The sequence below is a fragment of the Amycolatopsis lexingtonensis genome (genome assembly GCF_014873755.1).
Taxonomy (GTDB): domain Bacteria; phylum Actinomycetota; class Actinomycetes; order Mycobacteriales; family Pseudonocardiaceae; genus Amycolatopsis; species Amycolatopsis lexingtonensis.
The window spans coordinates 568518-587196 of the sequence record NZ_JADBEG010000001.1; the positions used below are offsets into that span (position 1 = coordinate 568518).

An 18679-nucleotide genomic window follows, 5' to 3' on the forward strand; every position below is an offset into this window, starting at 1 on the left:
GTCAGGGCCGCAGGCCCACCCGGTCGACGAACGTCTTCACGGTCACCGCGCTGTCCTGGGTGCCCAGGAAGCGGTGGGTGGTGGCGTCGAAGACGAGCACCACCGGCTTCGCCTTCGGTGACGAGCCGGCCGGGACCGGCCAGGTGATCCCGACGCCCGGGCGGCCGGCGCCGTCGGTGACGTGGTCCAGCGCCGTCAGGCCGGGCACCCGCGCCGCCGCCTCGAACAGCGCCGCGTAGGACGCGGGCAGGAGGACCTGCTCGTAGGCGAGGTTGATCACGTCCTTGCCCACGGCGTTGACGTCGCCCTTGGTGCCGCTGTGGTGCTCGGTGAGGTAGGCGAGCATCGCGTCCGCGGTCGTCGGCAGGTCCGTCCGGTAGGCGGGGGAGGGACGGCAGTCTTCGAGCGTTCCTTCCTTGCTGGGGTCGTTCGTACCGTAGAGCGGCGCCTTGCCGTCGCGGCAGCCGGCGATCTTCGTGTCGCCGATCAGGCCGTCGCGGGTGCCGTCGACGGAAAACCACACCTCGCGGACGTGGTGATCGGGGTATTCCGTCTTCACGTACAGGAACTGGTCCGGCCGCGGGGTGGTGTGCGGTTCCTGCAGCGACACGGTCGCGGCCTCGGTGAGCACCCGCACCGGATCGGCGTGCGCGACGCCGACGCCGACTCCGGCGCCGGTTTCGCCGACGGGCGCGAGCGCCACCACGGCGGTGATCCCCGCGGCCAGGGCGGTGGCGGCACCGGCGGTCCAGAACCAGCGCCTGGCGCGCCGCGGCCGTCCGCCGCGGGCCGCGGCCAGCAGCCGTTCCCGGGCGGGGGCGAGGTCTTCCGCCGTCGCGAAGCCGACGGCGTCCGCGCGTTCGCGGATCAGGTCCAGGTCATCCATGGTCGGCGGTCTCCTTCACGAGGTCGAGGGCGCCGAGCTCGGCGCGGGCGCGGTTGCGGGCGCGGCTGAGCCGCGATTTCACGGTGCCGACGGGGATGGCGAGCGCGTCGGCGACTTCCTGGTAGCCGAGCCCTTCGGCGGCGACGAGCAGCAGGACGTCCCGTTCGCGCGGCCGCAGCGCGGCCAGTGCCCGGTCGAGGCGCGCGCCGAGGGCACCGGCGCTGACGCGGTCAGCGACCTGGTCGTCGTGCCCGGCTTCGACCGGCGGCGGCCCGATGGCCAGCCGGAGCTTCAGTTCGCGCACCTCCGCCCGCCGCTGCCGCGAAACGAGGTTCGTGGCGATGCCGTAGAGCCACGGCCGGGCGTCCGGGCGGGCCGGGTCGAACTTCGCCCGCTTGTCGAACGCGATCAGGAAGGTGTCGGCGAGGACGTCGTCCGCGGCCACCGGGCCGAGGCGCCGGACCAGGTAGCGGTGGATGTGCCGCGCGTGGCGGTCGAAGATCACCGCGAACAGGCTCGGTTCCCGCCGCGACCGCGTGATCACGCTTGCGTCGTCGTCTTCCGTGTCTTCCCGGGTCATTGCCCGCCTTTCGCTGCTGCCGATGTCCTCAGCTGTTCACGGAAGGGGCACCGCGGGTTCCGGGATCGGCGTGCTCCGGCGGCGAAAGTGACACAGGTCACTCAGGGGCAGTCTTCGGTGGCGAGCATGCGGCGGTTCGCCTCGCCGAGGCCGTCGGCCAGCGCGCTCAGCTGGTCCGGCGTGAGGACGTCGAGCAGCAGCTCCCGCACAAGGGCGACGTGCCCGGGCGCGGCTCGCTCCAGCCGGGCCGCGCCCTCGTCGGTCAGCACGGCGTAGACGGCGCGGACGTCGCTCTCACACGCGCGGCGCCGGACGAGCCCGGCCTGCTCCAGCTGGCCGATCTGGTAGGTCAGGCCGCTCTTGGAGTTGGACACCGCGCACGCCAGCTCGGCCATCCGCAGCTCGTGGCCCGGGGCCGCGCCGAGCCGCGCGAGGATCTCGTACTGGAGGTGGGACAGGCCGGCGTCGCGCTTGAGCTGCTGGTCCATCCGCTGGTGGAGCAGGGTGAAGCTGGTGCGGAACGCGTTCCAGGCGCGCTTTTCCTGCGCGTTCAGCGGACCACCCATGAGGGCAACGGTACCCGCTGTTCAAATTCGAACCCGGGATCTAGGGTCGGGTCGTGACGTTCGATCCCGGAACCGCGGCCCGGGTGCGGCTCTGCAGCCGCCGGGACAACGGCTGGTCCGCGGTGCTGGTGCGGCTGCTCGACAACGCCCCGGAAGCCGAGCTCGACCTGCCGCCCGCCGACGAGCAGACGATCGTGGTGGTCGGCGCGGGCACCGCGTCGATCGAGTCACGCCACGGCGCCCGGTGGCGCCGGGCGGACTACGGCCCGGGCTCGATCGGCCTGACCGCGCCCGGCCACCCGTCCCGCCTCCGCTGGCGCGGTCCCGGGCGCACGCTGACCACGCACGTCCACCTGCCCGCCGCGCTGGTCGACCGGACCGCGCTCGAGCTGTGGGGCCGCGACGCCGGCCGCCTCGGCCGCCCGGACACCCTCGCCGTCGAAGACCCGGTGCTGGCGTCTGTCGCAGGCGCTCTGGGTTCGGCGGCGCTCGCGGGCGCCGACGAGCTGTACGCGGAATCGGCGGCGTCGTTCCTCGCGGTCCACCTCCTGACCCGCCACGCGGCGGCACCCCCGCCCCGCGTCCCCGGCCGCGACGAGCTGCGCACCCGCCGGGCCGTCCAGTTCATCCGCGACAACCACCACCGCCCCCTCACCCTGGCCGACATGGCGGCGGCGGCCGACCTGAGCCCGTTCCACTTCCTGCGCGTGTTCAAGACGGCGACCGGGCAGACGCCGTACCGCTACCTGACCCGGGTCCGGGTGGAGCAGGCTTGCCGGCACCTGGAGCGCGGGGACCTGTCGGTGACGGAGATCGCGGAGGCGTGCGGGTTCGCGACGCCGTCGCGGTTCGCGTCGGCGTTCCGGGCGCAGATCGGGCAGCCGCCGTCGGCGTACCGGACCGCGGTGCGGAGTTAGCGGCCGGGCGCAATAAACGGCCGTCCCGGCAGCAATCACCGGAAGGCGCCTCTCGCCTTCCCGGCGTTAGCGTCGCCGGGTGTCCACTCCAGAAATCGAAGCGACCGTCAACGGCGAGGCCGTGCGGTTGCGGCTCGACCCGCGTGAGTCGCTGCTCGACGTGCTGCGGGAGCGGCTCGGGCTGACCGGTACCAAGAAGGGCTGCGACCAGGGCCACTGCGGGGCCTGCACGGTCCACCTCGACGGGCGGCGCGTCGTGTCCTGCCTGACGCCCGCCGTGCAGGTCGACGGGCAGGCCGTGACCACCATCGAGGGGGTCGCCGGGCCGGACGGCGGGTTGCACCCGTTGCAGCAGGCCTTCGTCGACCACGACGCGCTCCAGTGCGGCTACTGCACGCCCGGGCAGATCATGTCCGGGCTGGCCTGCATCGCCGAGGGGCACGCCGCCGACGACGAGCAGGTGCGGGAGTACCTGAGCGGGAACCTGTGCCGGTGCGGGGCCTACGCCGGGATCGTCGCCGCCGTGCGGCAGACCGCCGGGGAGGGCTGATGCGGCCCTTCGCCTACGTCGCGCCGGACAGCGTCGGCTCCGCCGTCGAGGCGCTGCGCGACGCCGTGCCGGGTACCCGGATCCTGGCCGGCGGCACCACCCTCTACGACCTGATGAAGCTCGGCATCGAGACGCCGCCCGCCGTCGTCGACGTGCACCGGGTGCCCGAGCTGAACACCGTCGAAGCCCGCGCGGGCGAACTCGTCTTCGGGGCCGGGGCGCGGATGGCCGACGTCGCCGACCACCCCGCCGTGCGCAACGGGTACCCGGCGCTGTCGGAATCGCTGTGGCGCGCGGCTTCCCAGCAGCTGCGGAACATGGCCACCGTCGGCGGCAACCTGTTGCAGCGCACACGGTGCGGCTACTTCCGCGACGGCCCCGAATTCCCCTGCAACAAGCGCGCGCCCGGCAGTGGCTGCGCCGCGCGCGAAGGGCGCGACCGCACCCACGCGCTGCTCGGCACCAGCGACGCCTGCATCGCGACCTACCCCGGCGACTGGGCGATCGCGCTGCTCGCCTTCGACGCCGTCGTCGACGTCGCCGGCCCGCGCGGCGAACGCACGATCCCGCTGGCGGAACTGCACGTCGAACCGGGCGACGACCCGGCTCGCGAACACGTCCTCGACGCCGATGAGCTGATCCTGCGCATCCGCGTCCCGGTGACGCCCGCCGGCCGCGGGTCGGTCTACCTCAAGATCCGCGACCGCGAGTCCTACGCGTTCGCCCTCGCCTCGGCTGCCGTCGCGCTGACCGTGGCCGACGGCGTCGTCGGCGACTGCCGGATCGCGCTCGGCGGCGTCGCCACCCGGCCCTGGCGGGCGGCCGGGGCCGAACGCGCCCTGCGCGGCCTGCCACTGACCGCCGAGAACGCCCGGCACGCCGGGGAAGTCGCGTTCGCCGGCGCGCGTCCCGGCACCCACAACGGATTCCGGATCGAATTGGGCATCCGCACGGTCGCCGACGCCGTGCTGATGGCCGGGGAGCGGGCGATCCGATGACCGACACGCGGCGCGTCGACGCCCACGAAAAAGTCACCGGCAAGGCCGCCTACGGCACCGACCGCGTGCCGGACGGTCTCGCCCACGCGGCCCTCGCCACCGCCCGTGTCGGCCGCGGCCGGGTGTCCGATGTGGACACTCACGCCGCCGAAGCCGTGCCCGGCGTGCTCCTCGTCGTGACCCGGTTCGACGCCGAAGAGCTGCGCGGTCCGGGGTTCATCATGGGCGGCGGGTTCTCCTTCCAGAGCCTGCAGCCGCTGCTGGACGACCGGATCGCCTACCGCGGCCAGCCGATCGCCCTGGTCGTGGCCGAAACCCCGGTCGCCGCCACCGAAGCGGCCGAGCTCGTCACCGCGGCGTACGAGCCCGAGCCGGTCGCCGTGCACCTCGACGCCGCGGGCGCGACCACCCTGGTGCAGGAAGAGGCGATCCCGCTGCCGTTCCTCGCCGACATCAAGGTCGGTGACGCCGACGCGGCCGTCGACGCCAGCCCGGTGCGGATCGACCGCACCTACGAGCACGCGGCGCAGCACGCGGTGCCGATGGAGCTGAACGGCGCCGTCGTCGAATGGCGCGACGGCACGCTCGTCGTGCACGAAGGCACCCAGAACGCGGCCGCGGTCCGGCACGGGCTCGCTCAGCAGCTCGGCCTCGACGCGGAGCACATCGAGGTGCGTTCGCCGTACGTCGGCGGCGGGTTCGGCCAGAAGAACTCGCTCCAGCCGCACCTCGCGCCGCTCGCGCTGGTGAGCCGCCGCCTCGGCCGTCCGGTCAAGCTCGTGCTGACGCGCGCGCAGACGTTCCACAACGGCAGCTTCCGCCCGGCCACCCGTCACCGCGTCCGCCTCGGCGCCGACGCGGCCGGCAAGATCCTCGCCGCCGTGCACGAGGTCGACCAGCAGACGTCGCGCCACGACCTGTTCCCGGCCATGCACACCGAAGTCACCTCGCGGCTCTACGGCTTCGAGGCGTTCCGCGGCCGGCACCGGCTCGTGCAGACCGACGTGCAGACCCCCGGCTACATGCGGGCGCCGTTCGAAAGCTCGGCGATGTTCGCGTTCGAGTCGGCGGTCGACGAACTCGCGTACGCCACCGGCCAGGACCCGGTCGCGCTCAGGCTGGCCAACGACACGATGACCGACTCGGTGAGCGGACGGCCGTTCTCCACCCGGTTCCTCGCCGAATGCCTCCGCCGGGGGGCCGAGCGGTTCGGCTGGGCGGGCCGCGACCCGGCGCCCGGCTCGATGCGCGCGGACGACGGTTCGCTGGTCGGCTGGGGCGTCGCCGCGGGCAACTACCCGGGCAACGTCGCCCCCGCCGTCGCCCACCTGACCGCGGGCGCGGACGGCCGGGTGACCGTGGCCGTCGACGGCCACGAAATGGGGCAGGGCATCCGGTCGGCGATCGCGCTGCTCGTCGCGAACGACCTCGGCATCGCCGTGCGCGACATCGAAGTCCGGGTCGGCGACACCCGCGTCGCGCCGCAGCACCTCACGGCGGGGTCGTGGGGCACGGCGACCGCGCTGCCCGCCGTGCACGCCGGGCTGCGGGAGCTGCGCAAGCACCTGAACGCGGCCGACACCGGTGCCGTGGACGTCGCCGCGGCCGTCGGGCGCGCCGGGCACCCGGTCGAGGTCGAGGTGGCCACGGTCGGCGCCGGGCAGGGGCCCGAAGTCGTCGAGCAGTCGAAGGCCGGGCACCTGGCCATCGCCGGCCCGGTCTACCCGGAGTTCGCCACGTTCAGCTGGGTCGCCCACTTCGTCGAGGTCCGCGTGGAGCCGACGACGTGCCGGATCCGCGTGCCGCGCGTGGTCAGCGTCGTCGACTGCGGCCGGGTCGCCAGCCCCGTGACCGCCGCGAGCCAGGTGCGCGGCGGCGTGATCTGGGGCATCGGCGGGGCGCTGCGCGAGGAAAGCCTGGCCGACCCGGGGCGCGGCGGCTTCCTCAACGCCACGCTCGAGGAATACCCGGTGATGGTCAACGCCGATGTCCACCGCATCGACGTGGACTTCGTGGACCGGCCCGACTTCCGGTTCAACCCGGTCGGGGTGAAGGGGCTCGGCGAGGTCTCGATGGTCGGGGTCGCGGCCGCCGTGGCCAACGCCGTCCACCACGCCACCGGACGGCGCCACCACCGGCTGCCGATCCGGCTCGAAGATGTCCTCTGACCAGCTGCTGGACGATCGCCCGGCGGTCAGCGCACCGGACGCGCTGACCCCGGCCGCGCTCGCCGGAGCGCGCCGCGCGCAACCCCGGCGCGGGTTGCTCGGGCTGGCCTTCGTGCTGCCGGTGACGGCGCTGCTCGCGGCGGGCGCGGGTGGCCCGGCGCGGACCTTGGCGCTGCTCGGGCCGGTCGTGACGTTCGCGCTGCCGATCGTCGCGGTGATCGCGTTCTGGTGGGAAGACTGGCCGGGCAGCCTGCTGCGCGGCGGCTGGACGGGCGTGTCCGACACCGCGCTGGTGGCGGCCGGGGGTGCGGGCCTGGCGCTGCTCGCCCGTGCGGTGACCGGGTCGGCGGCCGTGCCGCTGGCAGCCGGCATCTTCACCCTGGTCCTGCAGCTGACGCTGGTCGGCGAGGGCCGGCCGCTGCGAGGCCGGGGCCGGTGGTGGCCCGGCGTGGCGGCGCTGGCGTCGTGCTGGGTCGCCGGCCTGGTGCTCTACCTGGGCCTGGTCCGGACCGGCCTGGTGCCGGGCGAGGACTACGGCGCCTGGTTCGCGGTGCTGGGCGCGTGGCAGATGGTCTTCTACGTGGCGCTGCGCGGCTGGCCGTTCGCCCGGATCCGGCGGCGGGCGGCCCGGCTGGCGACGGCGCACGGCGTGGTCGTCGCCGCCACCTGGGGCACCTGGGCGCGGGTGCCCCCGCCGGTCGCGGGCGCGGTGATCGCGTCCGTGCTCGTGGTGGCGATGCTGTTCGAAGCCTGGCCCGGGATCCGGCTCACCCCGCTGCCGGGCCGCACCCTCGTCCTGGTGCTGGTGGCGCTGCTGGCCGCGGCGTTGTCCTGGGCGTTGCCGCGGGTGGCACGGTGGGCCGCGGTGCCGCCGGACCTCGTCGATGGCTGGGTCACGCACACGACGTTGAACGCGCTGAGCCTGGCGGTGATCCTGCACGTCGCGGTCTGGCGCCGCTGGCCGGTGTCAGCGCCGTGACGCGGCGGCCGCCAGCTGCTCGGTGATCTGCTCGAGCAGCTCGGTCGCGGCCTGGTCCAGCGCGGCCAGGTCGGCCAGGGTCGTCTCTCCGGACGTCACGGGCACAGTTCCTCCTCCACGGCGGCGTGCCGGGCGACGACGGCTTCGGCGAACGCGGTGTGCACGCGGACGTACTCGTCCCGGCCGACCGCGGTGTCGGCCCATTCGTGCCAGCGGATGTGCGCTTCGGCGACGCCGATCTTCGCGGCCGCCGCGACCGTGGCGGGCGACGTGCCGGCGAGGATCGCGTGGTGCATCAGGGACGGCGAGGACCGCCGGGCGAGTTCGGCCAGCGCGGCGAGGCGGGCCAGCTCGGCGAGCGTGTCGGACGTGACCGGACGGGGGCGCGGCCGGGGGACCGGGCGGGAGTTCTCGAGTCCGTCGGTCAGGACGCTGGTCATCAAACGACTCCTGGTCGGAGGCAACCTGAACGGCGGACGTTTACCCCGCCTCGCCTGGGATAAACGCCCCGCCGGGTGACCTCATCCCACCGGTATGGGTGACCTCGGTCTCAGGTCGCGCGCACCGCCCCGCAGTGCCACGGGATCCGCTGCGGCCGCACGCTCTCCAGCGTCGGTCTCACCGGCTCGATCGTGCCGTCGCGGCGGAAGGTGAGCTTGTCGATCGTCGTCTCGCGGTGGGTGCCGTCGCCGCCCGGGATGCCGAAGCGGTGGTAGGCCAGGTACCAGTCGTCGGTGCCCGGGACGCGCAGCATCGAGCTGTGGCCGGTGCCGAGGACCCCCAGGTGGGCGTCCTTGCTCAGGAGCAGGCCGCGGTTGGTGAACGGCCCGGCCGGGCCCGGCGCCGTCGCGTAGCCGACGCGGTAGTCCTCGCTGCGCGTGTCGTCGATCGACCAGCTCAGGTAGTACGTGCCGTTCCGCTCCGCCATGAAGAGGCCTTCGCGGAAGCCGTCCAGTCCGGTCAGGCGGGTGATCTTCGCCGGGTCGTAGGACACCATGTCGTCGTTCAGCGGGACGACGTAGGCGTTGCCGTTGCCCCAGTAGAGGTACGGCTGCCCGGTGTGGTCGACGAACACCGCCGGGTCGATCGCCTGGCCGCCGTCGGGGTTGCCCGCGATCAGGGGCTTGCCGGAGTCGACGAACGGGCCGGTCGGCGAGTCGCTCACCGCCACGCCGATCTTGGCCTCGGCGCAGAAGTAGAAGTAGTACTTGCCGTGGCGCTCGGCGATCGTGGGTGCCCAGGCGTTCTTGTCCGCCCAGCTCACGTCCGGGCCGAGGTCCAGGATGACGCCGTCGTCGGTCCAGTGCACCAGGTCCTTCGACGACCACGCCGAGAACTTCGTCCCGCTCCAGCCGTCGAAGCCGTCCGAGGTCGGGTAGAGGTAGTACGTGTCGCCGAACGCGACGATGTTCGGGTCGGCGGTGAAGCCCGGCAGCACCGGGCTGTGCACCTCGTGCGCCTCGACCGTCCACACGCGACGATCGCCGCCCGCGCCGGTGACCGTGAACCGCTGGGGCGTGCTGAGGTTCACGGCCTTCCCGTTGCCCGGCTTGATGGTCGCGCCCGGCGCCAAGCCGAACACCGGGGCCAGCTTGCGCAGGTCGGTGCCCGGCTTGACGGGCAGCACGACCGTGCCGGCGCCGGAGTCGATGACCGCCGGCGTCTTGAGCGAGGCGAGCTCCACCGACCGGATGGCGGTGCTGTTCGAAGGCAGCGCGGAGACTTCCAGCCCGGACAGTGCCCGGTTGTACAGCCGCACGTCCTTCATCTTGCCGGTCAAGGTCTTGTCGCTCGCGTACACCGACCGGCCGAGGTAGTTCGCGGCCGTGACACCGCCGCCGAGGTCCGACGGCCTGATGGTGGCGTTCGCGTTGCGGGCGACCTCGACGCCGTCGAGGTAGAGCACGGCCACGCCGTCGCCGACCGTCAGCGTCACGTTCTTCCAGACCCCGCGCGGCAGCCCGCCGGAGGAAGCCACTTGCTGCTCGGTGGTCCAGTTCCCGGTGGCGATGGCGCCGCGCAGGCCGCCGCTCGCGGTGCCACCGGTGGTGAACAGGTAGCCGTTGCCGGTCCCGTCCCTGGCCGTGTTGCCCAGCCCCCACAGGAAGTACGGCGTCTGCTGGGCCGGATCGACCAGGACGTCGGCCGAGACGGTGGCCGCGGCGGCGCCGGTCAGCAGGTTGTTCGGCAGCTGGACGTGCCCGTTCTTGCCGCCGAACGCGAGCGCGCCGTCGCTCCAGCCGACGTCACCGGCGAGGGCGCCGTCGTAGCCGTGCCCGGTGGTGTCGGCCGCGACCGTGCCCGACTTCGCGTCGAGCGGCCAGTGCGCGACGAGCCCGTTCGCGTCGGACTGCACCGGCGCCGGGGGAGCGCTCAGCCGGTTCATTTCCGCCTGCGTCACGGGAAGCACGGTGCCGTGCCGCGGGGACGCCGGCAGGTGCGCGCCCGCCGACATCGTCCACTGGCCGGAGGCGAGGTCGGTGGTCTCGAACGGGACGTAGCCGCGGCCGCCGAACTCGTCGATGAACAGGTACCACTTGTTCTCGGTGTTGGACTTGAAGCCGGTGGGCCCTTCGCCCGCGGAGAGCCCGGGACTGGTGGCGGTCGCCTTGCCGATGCAGTCGGCGACGAAGCCGTAGTGCGGGTCGAGCAGGTCGGTGGACTTCTCTTCGGTGATGAACTTGCTGCACGGTGTCGAGGACGTGTTGTTGCGCTCGTCCTTGGTGAAGCGGTAGTAGGTGTCCTGGTCCTTGATGACCGTCGAGTCGATCACCGAGTAACCCGGATCGATCCACACCTGCGGCGCGCTGAAGGTGACGAAGTCGCGGGTGGTCGCGTACATCATGCGGTTGTAGCTGTCGCCGGTGTGGTCCGGGTCGTTCTCGGCGTAGAGCTTGGACGCCCAGTAGACGACGTACGTGCCGCGTTTGGCGTCCCAGAAGGCTTCCGGCGCCCAGGTGTTCCCGGCGGTGGGCGGGGAGACCTGCACGCTGCGCTGGCGCGACCAGTGCGCGAGATCGGTCGATTCCCACACCATGATCGACCGGCTCCCGCTCCGCTGCGCGGCGTCCCAGCCGCGGCCGGCGTAGATCCGCAGGTCGGTGGCGAGGAGGTAGAACTTGTCGCCGTCGGGGGAGCGCAGGATGAACGGGTCGCGCACGCCCAGCTCGCCGAGGCTCGACTTGAGGATCGGCTGGCCGTTGTTGAGCTCATCGAAGTTGAGCGGGTCGTTGCCGCGGCTGAGCGCGGAGTAGATCTGCTCGCCGTTGGACGTGCCTTCGCCGGTGAAGTAGAAGAAGCTGTACCCGGCCAGCGGTTCCTGGACCGGCTTGGGCACGACGGTGGCGGCGAACCGCCGCGTGGCGCTTTCCCGGCCCGCGGTCACTTTCGCGGTCAGGACGACGCTCTGCGCCTTGCTCCCGGCGGGTGGCCGGGTGACTTCCCCGGTCGGGGTGATGACGGCGGGCGCGCTCGACGTCCAGGTGACGCTCGTGCCGTCCGCGCCGGTAGCCGGCAGGGTGAGGTTGCCGCGCACGTCGTCGATCCCGGGCACGGAAAGGCTTTCGGCGGCGGCTTTCAGCGCGGGCGATGGCGCGGCGTTCGCGCCGGGAACGGGGACGAGTGCGGCCACGACGGCCAGCACGACGCCGAAACGGCGCGGGGATAACAACCTCATCGTTGTGTCCTTGGGGGCGCGTCGGGCGGGGATGTTAACGTTAACATCGGACGGGGCACGCTGACTTTAAGGCGGTGGTGCGCGGGGGTCAAGAGCGGGGCCAGTGTCAGTCCGTCGGTCGCTTCGCCGGATCCGGCATGTGGCGGCCGGGATGTCCTCGCTCTCGGCGGGGAGGCACGCGAGCGTGTTCGGTTGCTTGAGACAGTCATTCAATCGATGTCGCCCAGAAGAGTCTGAATGTGCGCCGCTGTCACCTGCCGTATTCCATAGATGACGACAGGGCCACGTCGGTGTGGCTGACGTGGCCCTGTCGTGGTCGAATGACCGAAACTAGTTTCCGGTGTTGCCGCCGCCGCTGCTGGTGCCTTTGCCGTCCATCGAAATAAATCCTTTCCGGGTCATCGGATCTGCGGAATTCAAGAAGTAGGCCAAAGGAAAGAAACGCCGTAGTTTTCGCGAGGATGGCAACGATCGGTAAACGTGTGCTCGACGTTCCCGTCGACGATCGACAGCCAGCGCGGATCACCCTGGCGAGGCGGGGTGAGCCGCTGCCGTTCGGTTTGCTCCGCGTACCACCAGCACGCGGTGGGCAGTTCAGCCTCGTCGAATCTTATTCGAATGGTCAGGCCGGAAACCGGAACGTGGCCGTGGACAAGTTGTCCCGGCGCGATGCCGTGATGGTCGACCTCGACGTTGACCCAGCGTCTTTCCTCCGTGATGTGATCATCGATTGCCTCGGAGGCAAAAAGGTGCGATTCGCCCCGCAGCAATGGCCGGGGGAACCTCAACTTCGTGATGAGTGTTTCCCCGGAGCGAGAGAGTACAGGGTCGTCGAGACGACAGTTCCAGAGGGGGCGCACGGGGATGTTCGACGGATCTTCGACCGACCAGCCCGCTCCGGTCAAGGCGCGAGCGAGGTAGCCGTCCACGCCGTCTTCGCGCGCGGTGATCAGCCGTTCGGTGATGCGTCGAAAAGCCGTCTTGTGCCGCATGAACACGGTAGTCACGAAGAGGATCACGAACACCGGCTGAGCGCCGTTGGTCGGGAGGCGGTAGCCCGACATCGGGTCTTCGGCCAGGGCGCTGGGAGAGGACATTTCTCCGGCGTCGAGGTCGGTCTCCCGGGATCGGGCGATGGTCAAGTAGGTCTCCCAGCTCGCAGGGTCACCGACGAGCCGGTCGAGTTGTTCTCGCATCCTCGGCGCGAGCCTGTGAGTGAGGCCGTTCCGCCAAGCGCGGTGCATCGGGGTTGTCGTGGTTGGTGGCGGATCACCGAAAACGCCCGGCAGGGCCATAAGCTGGCTGAACCTGCCTTCCAGCGTGGATTTCCACGGCTCGGTGATCTCAGCTCGACGTTCCAGGCGTAAAGCCGCTTTGAGCGCGTTCCGGCGTCGTGAGTCCCGGTTCGAGCCGATGCGGTCGACTTCGTAGGTGAGCAAGCCCCAAACGGCGAGCGCGCGTGTCTCAGGTGTGCCGCCGGGCAGGGTGGCACTGGGACCGACCAACGGTTCGAGTTGCACCGCTGATTCGCTGCTGGGCTCTTCGAGTGCGTATTGCAGGTGGGTCAGCGGCCTGGCGTTCCTCCGTAGGGCCAGCCAGCGCAGCGCTGCTTCGATCTTGGTCGCCAGGTTGCCTGTGGCTTCGTGCCCCGGGCCCGACGGATCGGTCACGGTTCCTCCGGTGTGAAGCCGCTCGACTTCCGCGGCCGGGGCCGACGAGGTGAAGACAGCCCAGGCGACGGTCGGCGAGCGGCGACCAGGCTCCGGCAGCGAAAAAAGGTTGACGACCACGAAAGACGCCCAGCGGCCAGACGGTTCCGTGTCCTGCGGTCCCTAGCGTGAAGTTCGCACAGTACCCGATGAGTCGACCGAACGTCAGCGTCTGTTACGCCCGGGTCCGGGACCTTGCGACGTCGGTGAGCCGAGAGGAGTTGCTGAGGTGAGTCCACATATCAAACCCCCGAAGACGAACGGGTCCCACCGGCCGAGACGCGTCGAGGTCAAGGCGGCTGTCGACGTGGTCAAAGCCGTCATGCTCGGGACAGGGGCGCTCTACTTGACCACTGGCTCCGTGATCGTGACGGCAATCGGCGCGATCATCGCGGCGGGTTTGGGTGCGTTGCACATGATGGTTCGCTGACCGAGCGAAGGCGCGTACCGAAATCTGTGGTCGTCACCGTTCATCGGGTGAGGCGTGGGGACGCCGTCGGGCTTCCGTCACGTGGAAGGGTTTCCGCTCGCCGTGTCGACTCGGCCGGGGACCAGCGCAGGCCCGGCGGCCGACCCGCCGGGACAGCACGGAAATGACCCCTTGTCGATCTCAGCACGGAGCAAGCCGTACGGCGGGGTCTCAGTTCCCGGCGCCGGCCAAGCCGTCCAGGAACACCCGGACCAGCCGCTCCGCCGGTTGCGTCCGGTCCCTCGGGGCCGGCCCGGCGGCCAGCGCCGCCTCGTGCATTTCGAACAGCAGGGCCAGGTCCGCCGGTTGCAGGTCGGCGCGTACGCCGCCTTCGCGCTGGGCCCGCTCGAAAGCCGGGCGCAGCAAGGCGATCAGCGCGTGCGTGTACTGGCGCTGGCTGCGTTCCGGCAGCTCACGGAAGACCCGGACGAGGGGTCGCCGCCGGGCCTGCATCGCCAGCACGCGCCACAGCAGCTCGCGGAACGGTTCGTCGCGCACCATCCCCTTGAGCGCGGCGAGGTGGTGTGCCGCGACGGCGAACGCCAGTGCCGTGCGGTCGGGGAAGTGCCGGTAGACCGTCGCGCGGCCGAGGCCGGCGCGGCGGGCCACTTCGTCCAGGGCGAAGTCGGCGTCTTCGCTGAACACCTCGTCGGCGGCACGCAGGATCGCCTCGCGGTTGCGGCGCGCGTCGACGCGCCGGGGTACGGCCGAAGACGGTCGCCCTGCGCGCATGGGCCATCACGTTACTCGCGAGTAGTGAGACCGGCAATCCGTTCCATCTCTCGGTTCGGGTTCCTACCGTCACCCCAGGTCACGATCACCGCCGGAGGAGCCCGTATGCCCGTCCTGAACCGCCGTACCGTCCTGAAGGGCGCCGCCGCCGTCGCCGGGGCCGCCGCGCTCGGCGCCGCCCGGGTCACCCGCGAGGAGCACCGGGTCGTCGTCATCGGGTCCGGGTTCGGCGGCGGGGTCACGGCGCTGCGGCTGGCCCAGGCGGGCGTGCCGGTGCTGGTGCTCGAACGCGGCCGGCGCTGGCCGACCGGGCCGGACGCCGAGACGTTCCCGCACCCGACCTCGTCGCCGGACAAGCGGATCTTCTGGCTCGGCTCGGCACCTTCGCTGCCGGGACTGCCGTCGCTGCCGCCGTTCGAGCGCTACACCGGGCTGCTGGAGCAGGTCAGCGGCCAGGGCATGAGCATGATGTGCGCCGCGGGCGTCGGTGGCGGTTCGCTCGTCTACCAGGGCATGACGCTGCAGCCTACGACCGAGCTGTTCCACGCCTGCTTCCCCGAGCAGCTCGACTACGCGCGGATGGCCGCCGAGCACTACCCCCGCGTCGCCGCGATGCTGGGCGTCGAGACCGCGCCGGACGCCTTGATCGAGAGCAAGACGTACAAAGCGGCGAGGGTCTTCGCCCGCAACGCGCGCGACGCCGGGTACGCCGTCGAGAAGATCCCGATGCCGATCGACTGGGACTTCGCGCTGCGCGAGCTCGACGGCGAAGTGAAACCGTCCTACACCAACGGGGACTGCGCGCTCGGGGTGAACAACGGCGGCAAGCACTCGGTCGACGTCACCTACCTCGCGGCCGCCGAAGCCACCGGCCGCTGCACCGTGGCGCCCCTCCACAACGTCACCGACGTCGCGCTCGCCCCGGACGGCCGCTGGGAAATCCGCGTCGACCGCATCGACACCGCCGGGAACGTGCTCGAAAAGAAGGTCCTGACCGCGAAAGCGCTCGTCATGGCGGCCGGCACGGCGAACACGACGCGGCTGCTGATGCGCGCGGGCGCGAAGGGCGACATCCCCGACCTGCCCGACGCGCTGGGCGCGGGCTGGGGCAGCAACGGCGACCGCATCTACACCTGGACGAACCTCGCCGACGACTTCGGCGCGCCGCAGGGCGGCCCGGTCGTCTACGGGAGCAAGGAGTGGGACGACCCCGCGACGGCCAACACCGTGATCCAGGCGTCCCTGCCGCCGCTGCCGGACCTGCGCACGACGATGCTCGTCGGCTACGGCATCAGCGCGGGGCGCGGCCGGTTCGTCTACGACGCCGCGAAGGACGACGCCGTCCTGCACTGGCCGTCGAACGCCGACGCGAAGCTGAGCGCGCGCATCCACGAGCGGATCTCCCGCATCGCCGGGCCGCTCGGCGTGCTGCTCGACACGACCGCCGTCGTCCCCAGCACCTGGCACCCGCTCGGCGGCGCCGCGATGGGCTCGGTCTGCGACCTCGAAGGCCGCGTGCTCGGCCACCGCGGCCTGTACGTCCTCGACGGCGCCCTGATGCCGGGGACGACCGCCGCCTGCAACCCCTCGATGACCATCGCCGCCGTCGCCGAGCGCGCCCTGGACCACCTGATCGCCGAAGACGTCGACCGCGTCTTCTGACCCCATCCGAACTCGACGAGGAGTTCCCATGCGTCGCTTGTGGACGGTCCTGCTGGCCGTCGTCCTGCTGGTCACCACGGCCGGGCCGGTGGGCGCGGCCGCCGATCCGCCGCGCGGCCCGGACGGCGACGCGTTCTACACGCCGCCGAGCCCGTTGCCGGCGGGCGCCGACGGCGACGTCGTGTGGTGGCGGCCGCTGCCGGACCAGTCCGGGGCGAAGGGCTACCTGGTGCTGTACCGGTCGAAGTCCGCGACGGACACCCCGATCGCGGTGTCCGGCCGGGTCCTCGTGCCGACGGCGCCCTGGACCGGCGCCGGGCCGCGGCCGATCGTCTCGGTGGCCAGCGGCACGCGGGGCATCGGCGACCGCTGCGCGCCGTCGAAGTTCCAGCCGGACTACGAAAAGCCGTTGTTCGTCGACGCGATGCTGAGCCGCGGCTGGGCCGTGGCGATCACCGATTACGAAGGTCTCGGCACGCCCGGTCGGCACACCTACGTCGTCGGCCGCTCGGAAGGCCACACGGTGATCGACGCGGCCCGCGCCGCCACCCGGCTGCCGGCCGCGGGCCTCGCGTCGGGCGGGCCGGTCGCGTTCTCCGGCTACTCCCAAGGCGGCGGGGGCGCGGCCTGGGCGGGCGAGCTGGCGCCGTCGTACGCACCCGAGTTGACCGTCGCGGGCATCACCGCCGGCGGCACGCCCGCGGACCTGGACGCGGTGGCGAAGAACCTCGACGGCGGCATCGGGTTCGGCTTCCTGCTGCTCTCGGCGCTCGGCCTGGACGCGGCGTACCCCGAGCTGGACCTGCCCGCCTACCTCAACGACCGCGGCCGCACGCTGTACGCGACGCAGCAAGACGCCTGCGTCGACGCGGTGTTCGGCTACGCCTTCGGGCACATCGCCGACTACACGACCGCGAACCCGCTCACCACGGCGAAGTGGCAGGCCCGGCTGGCCGAGAACGAGCTCGGCGCCCGGCCGCCGAAGGCCCCGGTCTTCCTGTTCCACGGCAGCGCGGACGAGATCATCCCGTTGGCGCAGGCGCAAACCCTGCGCCGCCAGTACTGCGCGGCGGGCGTGCCGGTCACGTGGGGCACCTACCTCGGCGAGCACGTGACGACGCTGGCGTTCTCGGCCGGCGACGTCGTGAGCTACCTGGCCGACCGGTTCGCGGGCAAGCCGGCGCGGTCCAACTGCTGAGCGATTTCCTCGGCGGGGTAAGGGGTTTTCCGGCTCGTGCCGTGCAGGGAAACGTAGAACTCGTTGACGACGGCGGCGATCGGGGCGTAGCGCTGAAGGAGTCCTGCCGAGGGCAGCTCCGGCAGCGCGCGTCCCGCGGCGCACTCGCGCACGAACGCGTGGCGGGAGCGGTAGTCCGGCCCGTCGACGAGCGGGCGGACGATCGAGTTGACCAGGTGGGTCAGCACGTAGGCGCGATCGTGCGTGGCGTGCCGCTCGAGGAACTCCGCCTCGGCGGCGGAGAGCGTGAAGTCCGGCAGCGCGGCGAGGCCGAAGTCGGTGAGGTAGAGCCGCTCGCCGTCGGTGAGGATGTTCGCGAAGTGCGCGTCGAAGTGCTGGACACCCCGGCCGGCGAGGAATTCGGTGATGGCCCGCAGGTCCCGGTGGGCGAGGTCGATCCCGCCGGGGTTCCGCTCGAGCCACCGGGTCAGGTTTTCCGGGATGTGTTCGAGGAACAGCACGAGGTCCGCGGTGGCGCCGTCGAGGGCTTCGAGCCGCCGCCGCACGCCCGGGTCGTCGTGCCAGAACGCGACATCGTGCGCCAGGTCGGTGCGGGGGCGCGGCAAGCCGGGCAGGACCTGCCAGTGGTGCAGCAGCGGGAAGTTCTCGCACTCGCCGGTGCGGACCCAGTCGCTCGCCGCTTGGTGCGCGGCCAGCTCCCGCCACGCCCCGCCGCCCGCGGACCCGACGCCGTAGTGCGACCAGGGTGGCAGGCCGTAGAGGTCGGCGGTCGAGCCTTCGTGCCGCCGTTCCACGTCGGTGAGCGCGACCCGCTTCACGAAGACGGGTTCGCCTTCGACCCGCAGGAGCCAGGTCGACCCGCCGATCCCGGTGCCCAGCGGGCGCGCGGCGGCCAGGACGTCGCCGGGGGCGGCCGCGAGGGCGGCGGCGATCTTCTCGTGCCGGGCGAGCCGGGTCATCGGTTCCGGACCAGGGGCAGGAAGACTTCGTCGACGATCTCGGTGAGCACGGCGTCGTCCACTGTGGTCAGTCCGCGGGTGAGGTATTCGTTGCGCAGCAGGACGAGCGCGACGGTGGCGACTCGCGGGTGCCGCGCTTCCGGTGGTGCTTCGCCGCGGGCCACGGCCTGGTCGAGGACCGTCAGCCAGGTGCTCGTGGCGCCTTCGGTGGCCTGGTCGTTGAGCTGCGCGAGGAGTTCCGGCTCGTCGCCGACCCCGGCGAGCAGGCCGCGCAGGATCCGGGCGGCGGGGGAGGACTGGCCGCAGTTGATCGCGCGCAGCAGCGTCAGGGCGTCTTCGCGCAGGTCGCCGGTGCCGGGCGGGCTCAGCCGGTCGCCGGCCAGGTGCCGGTAGGCGGCGACGCCGAGCGCGGCGCGGTTCGGCCAGCGGCGGTAGATCGCGTTCTTGTTGGTGCCCGCCCGCTGCGCCACGCGTTCCATGGTCAGCCCGGCATAGCCCGCCTCGGCGAGCTCGTCCGCCGCGGCGCGCAGGATCGCGTCCTCGAGCTCCGTCCCCCGGCGCCGGGTCTTCACATCGGCCATGGGTACCGACCGTACCGTAGTTGTAGGGTACGGTACGTACCGTACCCAA

Annotated in this window: 16 protein-coding genes; 7 read left to right on the plus strand and 9 right to left on the minus strand. The window is 72.1% G+C overall.

Features of this window, described 5'->3' with window-relative positions:
• Position 1: 1 nt before the first annotated feature.
• From H4696_RS02675 to H4696_RS02685, 3 genes are all read right to left on the minus strand, one after another.
• Complete coding sequence (locus tag H4696_RS02675; protein WP_086857333.1) at positions 2-886, minus strand: CU044_5270 family protein; 885 nt, start codon at positions 884-886, stop codon at positions 2-4.
• Complete coding sequence (locus H4696_RS02680) at positions 879-1466, minus strand: RNA polymerase sigma factor (RefSeq protein ID WP_086857332.1); 588 nt, start codon at positions 1464-1466, stop codon at positions 879-881. Before H4696_RS02680 ends, H4696_RS02675 begins: the two co-directional genes overlap by 8 nt.
• Positions 1467-1567: 101 nt before the next feature.
• Positions 1568-2032, minus strand: coding sequence for a MarR family winged helix-turn-helix transcriptional regulator (locus tag H4696_RS02685; protein ID WP_086857331.1), 465 nt, complete (start codon positions 2030-2032; stop codon positions 1568-1570).
• Between the two features lie 53 nt (positions 2033-2085).
• Between H4696_RS02685 and H4696_RS51110 the strand changes: the two genes are divergently transcribed.
• From H4696_RS51110 to H4696_RS02710, 5 genes are all read left to right on the plus strand, one after another.
• Positions 2086-2949, plus strand: coding sequence for a helix-turn-helix domain-containing protein (locus H4696_RS51110; protein ID WP_086857330.1), 864 nt, complete (start codon positions 2086-2088; stop codon positions 2947-2949).
• Between the two features lie 79 nt (positions 2950-3028).
• Positions 3029-3499: a (2Fe-2S)-binding protein gene (locus tag H4696_RS02695; protein ID WP_211299627.1), complete on the plus strand. Its 471-nt coding sequence runs from the start codon at positions 3029-3031 to the stop codon at positions 3497-3499.
• Positions 3499-4497 (plus strand): FAD binding domain-containing protein, encoded by a 999-nt coding sequence (locus H4696_RS02700; protein WP_086857329.1) that lies wholly within the window; start codon positions 3499-3501, stop codon positions 4495-4497. Before H4696_RS02695 ends, H4696_RS02700 begins: the two co-directional genes overlap by 1 nt.
• Complete coding sequence (locus H4696_RS02705; RefSeq protein ID WP_192782023.1) at positions 4494-6665, plus strand: xanthine dehydrogenase family protein molybdopterin-binding subunit; 2172 nt, start codon at positions 4494-4496, stop codon at positions 6663-6665. The genes H4696_RS02700 and H4696_RS02705 overlap by 4 nt, the downstream gene beginning before the upstream one ends.
• On the plus strand, positions 6655-7644 hold the full coding sequence (locus H4696_RS02710; RefSeq protein ID WP_086857539.1) for a hypothetical protein: 990 nt from the start codon (positions 6655-6657) through the stop codon (positions 7642-7644). The genes H4696_RS02705 and H4696_RS02710 overlap by 11 nt, the downstream gene beginning before the upstream one ends.
• 95 nt (positions 7645-7739) lie before the next feature.
• Here H4696_RS02710 and H4696_RS02715 read toward each other — a convergent pair whose 3' ends face one another.
• The 4 genes from H4696_RS02715 to H4696_RS02730 all read right to left on the minus strand — a co-directional run bounded on the left by H4696_RS02715 (position 7740) and on the right by H4696_RS02730 (position 14230).
• The gene (locus H4696_RS02715) at positions 7740-8084 is read right to left on the minus strand and encodes a hypothetical protein (protein WP_086857540.1); all 345 of its coding nucleotides are present in this window, start codon (positions 8082-8084) and stop codon (positions 7740-7742) included.
• Positions 8085-8194: 110 nt separating this feature from the next.
• Complete coding sequence (locus H4696_RS02720; protein WP_086857541.1) at positions 8195-11320, minus strand: family 43 glycosylhydrolase; 3126 nt, start codon at positions 11318-11320, stop codon at positions 8195-8197.
• A 416-nt stretch (positions 11321-11736) separates the two neighbouring features.
• Positions 11737-13110: a hypothetical protein gene (locus tag H4696_RS02725; RefSeq protein WP_249026891.1), complete on the minus strand. Its 1374-nt coding sequence runs from the start codon at positions 13108-13110 to the stop codon at positions 11737-11739.
• A 559-nt stretch (positions 13111-13669) separates the two neighbouring features.
• Positions 13670-14230, minus strand: a complete 561-nt coding sequence (locus H4696_RS02730) for a TetR/AcrR family transcriptional regulator (protein ID WP_086857542.1) — start codon at positions 14228-14230, stop codon at positions 13670-13672.
• Between the two features lie 105 nt (positions 14231-14335).
• Between H4696_RS02730 and H4696_RS02735 the strand changes: the two genes are divergently transcribed.
• Positions 14336-15892 carry a GMC oxidoreductase gene (locus H4696_RS02735; protein WP_086857543.1) on the plus strand — a complete coding sequence of 519 codons (1557 nt, stop codon included), beginning with the start codon at positions 14336-14338 and terminating at the stop codon, positions 15890-15892.
• Between the two features lie 28 nt (positions 15893-15920).
• Entirely contained in the window at positions 15921-17090 is a 1170-nt protein-coding gene (locus tag H4696_RS02740) for a lipase family protein (RefSeq protein WP_086857544.1), read from the plus strand.
• Here the strand turns inward: H4696_RS02740 and H4696_RS02745 are convergent.
• Positions 17042-18049 carry a BUD32 family EKC/KEOPS complex subunit gene (locus tag H4696_RS02745; RefSeq protein WP_086857545.1) on the minus strand — a complete coding sequence of 336 codons (1008 nt, stop codon included), beginning with the start codon at positions 18047-18049 and terminating at the stop codon, positions 17042-17044. The two genes, H4696_RS02740 and H4696_RS02745, sit on opposite strands and share 49 nt — an antisense overlap.
• A complete protein-coding gene (locus H4696_RS02750; protein ID WP_086857546.1) occupies positions 18046-18630 on the minus strand; it encodes a TetR/AcrR family transcriptional regulator in 585 nt (194 codons plus the stop codon). Before H4696_RS02750 ends, H4696_RS02745 begins: the two co-directional genes overlap by 4 nt.
• Positions 18631-18679: the final 49 nt, after the last annotated feature.

Bases quoted from the DNA above. Each gene is read 5' to 3' on its own strand.
- H4696_RS02705 (WP_192782023.1), top strand. From the start codon at position 4,494: ATGACCGACACGCGGCGCGTCGACGCCCACGAAAAAGTCACCGGCAAG.
- H4696_RS02680 (WP_086857332.1), bottom strand. From the start codon at position 1,466: ATGACCCGGGAAGACACGGAAGACGACGACGCAAGCGTGATCACGCGG.
- H4696_RS02730 (WP_086857542.1), bottom strand. From the start codon at position 14,230: ATGCGCGCAGGGCGACCGTCTTCGGCCGTACCCCGGCGCGTCGACGCG.
- H4696_RS02700 (WP_086857329.1), top strand. From the start codon at position 3,499: ATGCGGCCCTTCGCCTACGTCGCGCCGGACAGCGTCGGCTCCGCCGTC.
- H4696_RS02710 (WP_086857539.1), top strand. From the start codon at position 6,655: ATGTCCTCTGACCAGCTGCTGGACGATCGCCCGGCGGTCAGCGCACCG.
- H4696_RS02675 (WP_086857333.1), bottom strand. From the start codon at position 886: ATGGATGACCTGGACCTGATCCGCGAACGCGCGGACGCCGTCGGCTTC.
- H4696_RS02740 (WP_086857544.1), top strand. From the start codon at position 15,921: ATGCGTCGCTTGTGGACGGTCCTGCTGGCCGTCGTCCTGCTGGTCACC.
- H4696_RS02745 (WP_086857545.1), bottom strand. From the start codon at position 18,049: ATGACCCGGCTCGCCCGGCACGAGAAGATCGCCGCCGCCCTCGCGGCC.
- H4696_RS02715 (WP_086857540.1), bottom strand. From the start codon at position 8,084: ATGACCAGCGTCCTGACCGACGGACTCGAGAACTCCCGCCCGGTCCCC.
- H4696_RS02720 (WP_086857541.1), bottom strand. From the start codon at position 11,320: ATGAGGTTGTTATCCCCGCGCCGTTTCGGCGTCGTGCTGGCCGTCGTG.
- H4696_RS02750 (WP_086857546.1), bottom strand. From the start codon at position 18,630: ATGGCCGATGTGAAGACCCGGCGCCGGGGGACGGAGCTCGAGGACGCG.
- H4696_RS02735 (WP_086857543.1), top strand. From the start codon at position 14,336: ATGCCCGTCCTGAACCGCCGTACCGTCCTGAAGGGCGCCGCCGCCGTC.
- H4696_RS02685 (WP_086857331.1), bottom strand. From the start codon at position 2,032: ATGGGTGGTCCGCTGAACGCGCAGGAAAAGCGCGCCTGGAACGCGTTC.